Origin of the sequence: Streptomyces sp. RP5T (genome assembly GCF_003933965.1) — a bacterium.
Lineage (GTDB): Bacteria > Actinomycetota > Actinomycetes > Streptomycetales > Streptomycetaceae > Streptomyces.
This window is the reverse complement of sequence record NZ_RSAJ01000394.1, coordinates 1-7,978: the sequence shown is the minus strand read 5'-3', so window position 1 is coordinate 7,978 and position 7,978 is coordinate 1. Positions and strand designations below refer to the sequence as shown.

At 71.2% G+C, this 7,978-nt stretch carries 9 protein-coding genes; 3 read left to right on the top strand and 6 right to left on the bottom strand.

Annotated elements, in window-relative coordinates; translation table 11 throughout:
• Positions 1 to 7 precede the first annotated feature (7 nt).
• Entirely contained in the window at positions 8 to 709 is a 702-nt protein-coding gene (locus tag EHS43_RS31035; RefSeq protein WP_125194021.1) for a bifunctional 2-polyprenyl-6-hydroxyphenol methylase/3-demethylubiquinol 3-O-methyltransferase UbiG, read from the bottom strand.
• 62 nt (positions 710 to 771) lie between these two features.
• Complete coding sequence (locus EHS43_RS31030; protein WP_125194019.1) at positions 772 to 1,671, bottom strand: acyltransferase domain-containing protein; 900 nt, start codon at positions 1,669 to 1,671, stop codon at positions 772 to 774.
• A 76-nt stretch (positions 1,672 to 1,747) separates the two neighbouring features.
• Between EHS43_RS31030 and EHS43_RS31025 the strand changes: the two genes are divergently transcribed.
• Positions 1,748 to 2,014 carry a DUF6343 family protein gene (locus EHS43_RS31025; protein ID WP_185806486.1) on the top strand — a complete coding sequence of 89 codons (267 nt, stop codon included), beginning with the start codon at positions 1,748 to 1,750 and terminating at the stop codon, positions 2,012 to 2,014.
• A gap of 22 nt (positions 2,015 to 2,036) precedes the next feature.
• Here the strand turns inward: EHS43_RS31025 and EHS43_RS31020 are convergent, their stop codons facing one another.
• The 4 genes from EHS43_RS31020 to rpsA all read right to left on the bottom strand — a co-directional run bounded on the left by EHS43_RS31020 (position 2,037) and on the right by rpsA (position 5,768).
• Complete coding sequence (locus EHS43_RS31020; RefSeq protein WP_125194017.1) at positions 2,037 to 2,417, bottom strand: M48 family metallopeptidase; 381 nt, start codon at positions 2,415 to 2,417, stop codon at positions 2,037 to 2,039.
• A 50-nt stretch (positions 2,418 to 2,467) separates the two neighbouring features.
• Complete coding sequence (gene coaE / locus EHS43_RS31015) at positions 2,468 to 3,085, bottom strand: dephospho-CoA kinase (RefSeq protein WP_125194016.1); 618 nt, start codon at positions 3,083 to 3,085, stop codon at positions 2,468 to 2,470.
• Positions 3,086 to 3,113: 28 nt separating this feature from the next.
• Complete coding sequence (locus EHS43_RS31010) at positions 3,114 to 4,052, bottom strand: PAC2 family protein (protein WP_125194015.1); 939 nt, start codon at positions 4,050 to 4,052, stop codon at positions 3,114 to 3,116.
• 210 nt (positions 4,053 to 4,262) lie between these two features.
• Complete coding sequence (gene rpsA / locus EHS43_RS31005; protein WP_125194014.1) at positions 4,263 to 5,768, bottom strand: 30S ribosomal protein S1; 1,506 nt, start codon at positions 5,766 to 5,768, stop codon at positions 4,263 to 4,265.
• Between the two features lie 316 nt (positions 5,769 to 6,084).
• On the opposite strand from rpsA, the gene EHS43_RS31000 reads away from it, so the two are divergent.
• Positions 6,085 to 6,978: a class I SAM-dependent methyltransferase gene (locus EHS43_RS31000; RefSeq protein WP_185806485.1), complete on the top strand. Its 894-nt coding sequence runs from the start codon at positions 6,085 to 6,087 to the stop codon at positions 6,976 to 6,978.
• A gap of 39 nt (positions 6,979 to 7,017) precedes the next feature.
• Positions 7,018 to 7,978: DEAD/DEAH box helicase (locus EHS43_RS30995; RefSeq protein WP_125194013.1), on the top strand; the 961-nt coding region annotated here is incomplete at its 3' end.

Genomic DNA, 7,978 nt, shown 5'->3' with positions numbered 1-7,978 from the left:
CCTCGGCTCACCCTCTCGCCGCCTCCGGCACGGCCCGCACCCACGTCCCGTCCTCCGTCAGATACCGGTCCACCCTCAACCCCGCCTCCCCCAAGGCCTCCTCGAACTGTTCCTTCGTCAGCGGACGGGCCCGGAAGGTCTGGGTCCAGGTGGCGTCCGGGAACTGGTACTCCGCGTGGACCGAGTTGACGCCCGGGGCCACCGGTCGCGAGGAGACGATCCGCAAGGTGAACCCGCTGGGGTCGACGCGCTCGCGCGGCAGATCGGTGTGGTAGTCCGCGCCCTCCCGCTGGATCAGCACGCAGCCGCCCGCCGCCACATGCCGGGCACAGGCGCGCAGCATGCCGCGCCGCACCTCCAGGTCGGCGTTGTGCACGAGGAAGGACGCGAGCAGCACCACGTCGAACGTCTCGCCCAGGTCGAGGTCCTCGATCGGGCCGCATATCGTGCGCGCGCCCCGCACGCGCTCCAGCATCTCGGCGGACTCGTCCACCGCGGTGACCGTGAACCCCCGCTCCAGCAGCGGACCCGTCATGCGTCCCACGCCGCTGCCCAGCTCCAGGATGCGCGCGCCCGCCGGCACCGCCGCGGCGATGACGTCCGGCTCCGCTCCCACGGGCAGCCGCGAGTAGAGCTCGACCGCGCATCCGTCCGGGGTGATCGGCCCCGGTCCCGTCCCCTGATGTCCCGCTCGCCGCTTCAGCTCCATGCCCGTCCAACGGCCCGTGTCCGCACGGCCGTTCCCGAGTCGCACAGGTTCACCCGTCCGAGTTACAGCGGGAACCAGCCGTGCCCGATGTACCAGTGTCCGCCGGACCGCAGGTGGTCGCCGATGGCCCGTTCCAGAGCCGTCCGCCGCGGCAGGCTCTCCACCGGCAGCTGCGGGTCCCCGAACACGAACTGCACCGGCTCGGTGTCCTCCGGCCCCGGGTCCTGGGGGGCGATGCGGAAACGCTCCTGGAAGCGGACGATGTTGGAGTCCGCGGGCAGGTACTCCTTCAGCTGCGGGTCGAGCAGCCAGGAATGGCACAGCGCGACGCGATACGGCTCCTCGGCGAAGTGCCGCGCGAAGAAGTCGGCGGCCAGGGCGAGTGAACGCTCACAGGCCGCCGGTGACAGGGGTCCGAGGAAGTCGGGGATGTGCAGGCTCAGGCAGGGCGTGTCCGGATCGAGGTCCAGTCCGGCCGCGGTCAGGGGCCGGCTGTTCCACGGCCCGTACCGTGTCCGCTCGAACTGGAGCCGGCCCAGCTGGTACAGCTCGCCCCGCGAGTGCCGGGTCAGCCAGCGCGGCGACTCCACCCCCGCCCTGCCGTACCGCCTGCGGTGCACGGCCATGTTCCGGCCGAGGTCGGCGAGGGTGCGCCGGGACACCTCGTCCGGGATGCCGCGTGCCCGGTGGTACGCGCGCGTGTGGGGCAGCGCCGCCACGAACACGTAGGCCGGGAAGCAGCGTTGCAGGGCACCGGACGGCCAGTCGAGCTCGGGCAGGACGACCGGGTCCTCGGCCCGGCCCATGTCCCGGACGAGTTCGTCGACGGAGTGTTCCAGGAACCGCCGCAGTTCCGGGTCGTCCATGACCCGGCGGCCCATCCGCACGAGTTCGCCCACGTCCTCGTGCGGTACGGCGAGTTCCACCAGCACCTCGGCCAGCTCGTCGGCGTCCGGAAGCACGCGGTCCCCCTCTGTTCGGCCCGTTGGTCGACGTCCGTTCCGAAGAGTACGTTGCTGGGGAGGAGTGGTGATCCCGATGCGTACGGGCAGTGAGCCGACGACAGCGCGCAGTGCACTGCGGGCGCGGTTCTGGCTGAGCGTGTGGGGGCTGGTCTGGGCGATCTTCGGCACGGCCGCGTTCGCGCTGGCGGGCCGCCCCGGGTGGGCGATCGCCTGCGGAGTGCTCTGGCTGGTGATCACCGTCGACACGGCGGTCATCCTGCGGCACATCCGGCAGGGCCCGCACTACCAGCCGGGCCCCGACATCCCGCCGTACCGTCCGCCGGAGAACCGCCCGAGGTAGCCGGCCCCTGCGCGCCGCGCGCTCAGGAGTCGAACCGCGCCGCCTTCAGGAACTCCGGATTCGGGTCCAGCGCCGCCGCCAGCCGGAAGTGCCGCCTGGCCTGGTCGGGCCGCCCCTGCCGCTCGTAGGTGCGGGCGAGCGCGAAGTGGGCGAAGGCGTTGTCCGGCTCGCGCTCCAGGACGATGGTGAACTCCAGCTCGGCCGGACGCAGTTGCGCGGCGGCGAAGAAGGCACGCGCGCGCAGCAGCCGGGCCGCGGTGTTCTCCGGGTGGGCGGCGATGACGGAGTCGAGCAGCTTCACCGCGCCCCGCGGGTCCCGCGCGGAGAGCAACTGCTCGGCTGCGCGGTAGTCGATGACATGCGTCTCCGGAGTACGTCCGGTCGATCCGCTGGTCTCGGGCACGGCACAGTCCTTCCCTCACTGGAAGGGTTCAACGCCCCACGCGGGGGACGCTATTCCTCAGGCGTCCCAAAGGTGCGCGCCCGGCGCACGAGTTCGCCCCACACCTCCCGCACACGTCGGCGCAGGTCGTCCAGGGGCACGTCGTTGTCGATCACGACGTCCGCGATCTCCAGACGCTTCTCACGGGTGGCCTGGGCGGCCATACGCGCGCGTGCGTCCTGTTCGGTCATGCCGCGCAGCCGGACGAGCCGGTCGAGCTGGGTCTCGGGGCTCGCGTCGACGACCACGACGAGGTCGTAGAGCGGCGCGAGGGCGTTCTCCGTGAGGAGCGGGACGTCGTGGACGACGACGGCGTCCTCGGCGGCGGCCGACTCGAGCTCGCGGGAGCGGGCGCCCACCAGGGGATGCACGATCGCGTTCAGCGCGGCGAGCCGCTCCGGGTCGGCGAAGACGATGGAGCCGAGCTTGGGCCGGTCGAGGCTGCCGTCCTCGGCGAGCACGTCCTCGCCGAAGGCCGTCACGACCGCGGCGAGGCCCGGCGTGCCCGGCGCGACGACCTCGCGGGCGATGCGGTCCGCGTCGATCAGGACGGCGCCGTGCTCCACGAGAAGCCGCGACACCTCACTCTTGCCGGCGCCGATACCGCCGGTCAGGCCCACCTTCAGCATGTCCGGAAGCCTAGACGCTCCGCGCGGGTCAGTTGTCGCCTTCCCGTTCCGCCAGGAAGCGCTCGAACTCCATCCCGATCTCGTCGGCCGAGGGGATGTCCACCGGCTCGGCGAGCATGTTGCCCCTGGTCTCGGCGCCGGCCGCGGCGTCGTACTGGTGCTCAAGACCCTGGACGAGCGCCACGAGGTCCTCGTCGCCCTCCTGGATCTGGCGGTCGATCTCGCTCTGGGTGCGGTGGGCGTCGGTGCGCAGGGCGTGGGCGATGCCGGGCAGGACCATGCCGGTGGCGGCCGTGATGGCCTCCAGGACGGTCAGGGCGGCGTCCGGGTAGGGCGAGCGCGCGATGTAGTGCGGGACGTGCGCCGCGACGCCCAGGACGTCGTGACCGGCCTCCATGAGCCGGTACTCGACCAGCGCCTCGGCGCTGCCGGGCACCTGGGCCTCCTCGAAGGGGCTGCGGTGGCCGGGGACGAGGTCGTGGCGGTTGCCGTGCGGGGTGAGGCCCACGGGGCGGGTGTGCGGGACGCCCATGGGGATGCCGTGGAAGTTCACGGACAGGCGGACGCCGAGCCGCTCCACGATCTGCTGGACGGCCGCGGCGAAGCGCTCCCACTCCACGTCCGGCTCCGGGCCCGACAGCAGCAGGAAGGGCGCGCCGGTGGTGTCCTGGACGAGCCGCACGTCGATCGTGGGCTCCTCGTAGTCCGTCCAGCGGTCGCGCTTGAAGGTGAGCAGCGGACGGCGGGCGCGGTAGTCCACGAGCCGGTCGTGGTCGAAACGGGCCACGACCTGGTTCGGCAGCGAGTCCAGCAGCCGTTCGACGATCTGGTCGCCGGTCTCGCCCGCGTCGATGTAACCGTCGAAGTGGTAGAGCATAACCAGGCCGGCCGACTCCTGGGCGAGCGCCATGTCGACGACGGCCAGGCCCTTGGGCTCCCATGCGTACAAACCCTGCGGATCAAGCACAGTGACCGCTCCTCCTCGTGTTCGTACTGCACAACACGCCCTGGAACAGCGGCATTCCCACTCGGGCCCCGGAAACTCCTCAGGGGCGCGGGGAACTGCGCGAGAAGCCCCCCGGACCCGCAGCCGAAAACGAACCCGGACAGCACTGAAGGGCCGCACCTCGAAAGGTACGGCCCTTCAACTACCTGCTAGGCCTCAGCGAGCCAGCGTTCAGCTCTGGCCACCGGCAAGCTTCTCGCGAAGCGCGGCGAGCGCCTCGTCCGACGCCAGCGCACCGGAGGTGTCCGCACCCTCGGAGGAGTACGAACCGCCACCGCCGCCGCCCGCGGCCGGAGCCGCACCGGCCGCGTCCCCGCCCTCGGCCGCAGCAGCGGCGTCGGCCTCGCGGGACTTGATGACCTGCTGCTGGTGCTGCTCGAAGCGGGTCTGCGCCTCGGCGTACTGGTTCTCCCACACCTCGCGCTGGGACTCGTAGCCCTCGAGCCAGTCGTTGGTCTCGGGGTCGAAGCCCTCGGGGTAGATGTAGTTGCCCTGGTCGTCGTACGACGCGGCCATGCCGTACAGCGTCGGGTCGAACTCGACCGAGGCCGGGTCGGAGCCGAAGGCCTCGTTGGCCTGCTTCAGCGAGAGGCTGATGCGACGGCGCTCGAGGTCGATGTCGATGACCTTGACGAAGATCTCGTCGTTGACCTGGACGACCTGCTCCGGGATCTCCACGTGGCGCTCGGCCAGCTCGGAGATGTGGACCAGACCCTCGATGCCCTCGTCCACGCGGACGAACGCACCGAACGGAACCAGCTTCGTGACCTTGCCGGGCACGACCTGGCCGATCTGGTGGGTGCGGGCGAACTGCTGCCACGGGTCTTCCTGGGTCGCCTTCAGCGACAGGGAGACACGCTCGCGGTCCATGTCGACGTCGAGGACCTCGACGGTGACTTCCTGGCCGACCTCGACAACCTCGGAGGGGTGGTCGATGTGCTTCCAGGACAGCTCGGAGACGTGGACCAGACCGTCGACGCCACCCAGGTCCACGAAGGCACCGAAGTTGACGATCGAGGAGACCACGCCGGAGCGGACCTGACCCTTCTGGAGGGTCGTGAGGAACGTCTGGCGGACCTCGGACTGGGTCTGCTCCAGCCAGGCACGGCGGGACAGGACCACGTTGTTGCGGTTCTTGTCCAGCTCGATGATCTTGGCCTCGAGCTCCTTGCCCACGTAGGGCTGGAGGTCGCGGACGCGGCGCATCTCGACCAGGGAGGCCGGGAGGAAGCCACGGAGGCCGATGTCGAGGATGAGACCACCCTTGACGACCTCGATGACGGTACCGGTGACGATGCCGTCCTCTTCCTTGATCTTCTCGATGGTGCCCCAGGCACGCTCGTACTGGGCGCGCTTCTTCGAGAGGATCAGGCGGCCTTCCTTGTCCTCCTTCTGGAGAACAAGGGCTTCGATCTCGTCACCGACGGCGACGACCTCGTTGGGGTCGACGTCGTGCTTGATCGAGAGCTCGCGGCTCGGGATGACACCTTCGGTCTTGTAACCGATGTCGAGCAGGACCTCGTCCCGGTCGACCTTCACGATGACGCCGTCGACGATGTCGCCGTCGTTGAAGTACTTGATCGTCTCGTCGATCGCGGCGAGGAAGGCTTCCTCGTTACCGATGTCGTTGACCGCTACCTGCGGAGTGGTAGAGGTGGTCTCGGTGCTGCTCGTCATGTGGGAAAGGGCTCCGGTACGGACAGAGAGTCGTAGGTACTGCTTACGCCGGGAGCCCGTTTCGCTCTGAAGAAGCCGGACAGCCAAGGAAGCGCCACTCAAAAATACTGGTGGCGCCTCGACAACCGAGGGGACATACAACAGATGCGAGCGCAACCTGCTACGTCTGAGGTGCGCAGGCCCGCAGCGCAACTTGTAGCATACGGGGGCAGCCGGACAGGGTCAATGCGCGAAGGCGCACACCCGGGGCGGATCGCCGCATACCCGGCACAATTCATGTCTCACGAGGCCACGCGCGCGTGACGGCGCCCCATTTATGACGGCCGCCGGACGGGCCGGACGGAAGAGCCCGCAGACTAGTACGAGGGAGCCGATCATCCAAGAGCCCGCATCACACTCGCAGGAGTCCGACCCGGACGCGGAGTCGCAGGCCACCCGGCGTGACGCGGACGTCACCGAGAGCGTCCGGGCCAACCGGGGCTGGTGGGACCGCAACGCGGACGAGTACCAGATCGAGCACGGCACGTTCCTCGGCGACGACCGCTTCGTGTGGGGCCCCGAGGGCCTCGACGAGGTGGAGGCCGAGCTGCTGGGCCCGCCCGAGGACCTCAAGGGCAGGGACGTCCTGGAGATCGGCGCCGGCGCCGCCCAGTGCGCGCGCTGGCTGGCCGCCCAGGGCGCCCGTCCCGTCGCCCTCGACATCTCCCACCGCCAGCTCCAGCACGCGCTGCGCATCGGCTCGTCCTTCCCCCTGGTGTGCGCCGACGCCGGCGCGCTGCCCTTCGCGGACGGCTCCTTCGACCTGGCCTGCTCGGCGTACGGCGCCCTGCCGTTCGTCGCCGACCCGGTGCGGGTCCTGAAGGAGGTCCGCCGTGTGCTGCGCCCGGGCGGCCGGTTCGTCTTCTCGGTCACCCACCCGATCCGCTGGGCCTTCCCGGACGAGCCCGGCCCCGAGGGCCTGTCCGTCTCCGCCTCCTACTTCGACCGCACTCCCTACGTCGAACAGGACGAGGAGGGCCACGCGGTCTACGTCGAGCACCACCGCACGGTCGGCGACCGGGTGCGTGACGTGGTCGCCGGCGGCTTCCGCCTGGTCGACCTGGTGGAGCCCGAGTGGCCGGTCTGGAACACCTCGGAGTGGGGCGGCTGGTCCCCGCTGCGCGGCAACCTGATCCCGGGTACCGCGATCTTCGTGTGCGAACGGGACTGACGCGTCCGGGCGCCCGGGCGGCCGTACGACACTAGGGACGTGATCCGTTACGACGCCCTCGACGCCCTGCCCGTCCGCGGTGCACTGCCCGCGCTGGGCGACGCCCTGGAGGAGCACGGCACCGCGGTCCTCGTGGCACCGCCCGGCACCGGCAAGACGACCCTCGTCCCGCTGGTCCTCGCGGGCCTGCTGGACGCGGACGCGCCCGCGCGGAAGGTCGTCGTCGCCGAACCTCGCCGCATCGCCGCCCGCGCGGCCGCCCGCAGGATGGCGTGGCTGCTGGGCGAGAAGACCGGCGCGAGCGTCGGCTACACCGTGCGCGGCGAGCGGGTGGTCGGGCCGCACACACGCGTGGAGGTCGTGACGACGGGGGTGCTGCTCCAGCGGCTCCAGCGCGACCAGGAGCTGACGGGCGTCGACGTGGTCGTGCTCGACGAGTGCCACGAGCGCCACCTGGACGCGGACACCACGGCCGCCTTCCTGTGGGACGTACGGCAGACCCTGCGGCCGGAGCTGCGGCTGGTCGCCGCGTCCGCGACGACCGACGCGCAGGGGTGGGCGCGGCTGCTCGGCGACGCGCCCGTGGTCGAGGCGGAGGGCGCATCGCACCCGGTGGAGGTGGTGTGGGCGCCACCGGCGCGTCCCGTACGGCCGCCGCACGGCATGCGGGTCGATCCCGCGCTGTTCACGCACGTGGCGTCGGTCGTGCGGCGGGCGCTGTCCGAGCGGGCGGGGGACGTGCTGTGCTTCCTGCCGGGCGTGGGCGAGATCGCTCGCGTGGCCGGGCAGCTGGGCGCTCTCGGTGACGTGGAGGTGCTCCAGGTGCACGGGCGGGCGCCGGCCACCGTGCAGGACGCGGTGCTGGCCGGCGGGGACCGTCGCCGGGTGGTGCTCGCGACCGCCGTGGCCGAGTCGTCGCTGACCGTGCCGGGGGTGCGGGTGGTCGTGGACTCGGGGCTCGCGCGGGAGCCGCGTGTCGACCACGCGCGCGGGTTGAGCG

Excerpts from the sequence above, each read along its gene's own strand:
- EHS43_RS31035 (WP_125194021.1), bottom strand. The coding sequence starts at position 709 with ATGGAGCTGAAGCGGCGAGCGGGACATCAGGGGACGGGACCGGGGCCG.
- EHS43_RS31025 (WP_185806486.1), top strand. The coding sequence starts at position 1,748 with ATGCGTACGGGCAGTGAGCCGACGACAGCGCGCAGTGCACTGCGGGCG.
- coaE (WP_125194016.1), bottom strand. The coding sequence starts at position 3,085 with ATGCTGAAGGTGGGCCTGACCGGCGGTATCGGCGCCGGCAAGAGTGAG.
- rpsA (WP_125194014.1), bottom strand. The coding sequence starts at position 5,768 with ATGACGAGCAGCACCGAGACCACCTCTACCACTCCGCAGGTAGCGGTC.
- EHS43_RS31000 (WP_185806485.1), top strand. The coding sequence starts at position 6,085 with ATGACGGCCGCCGGACGGGCCGGACGGAAGAGCCCGCAGACTAGTACG.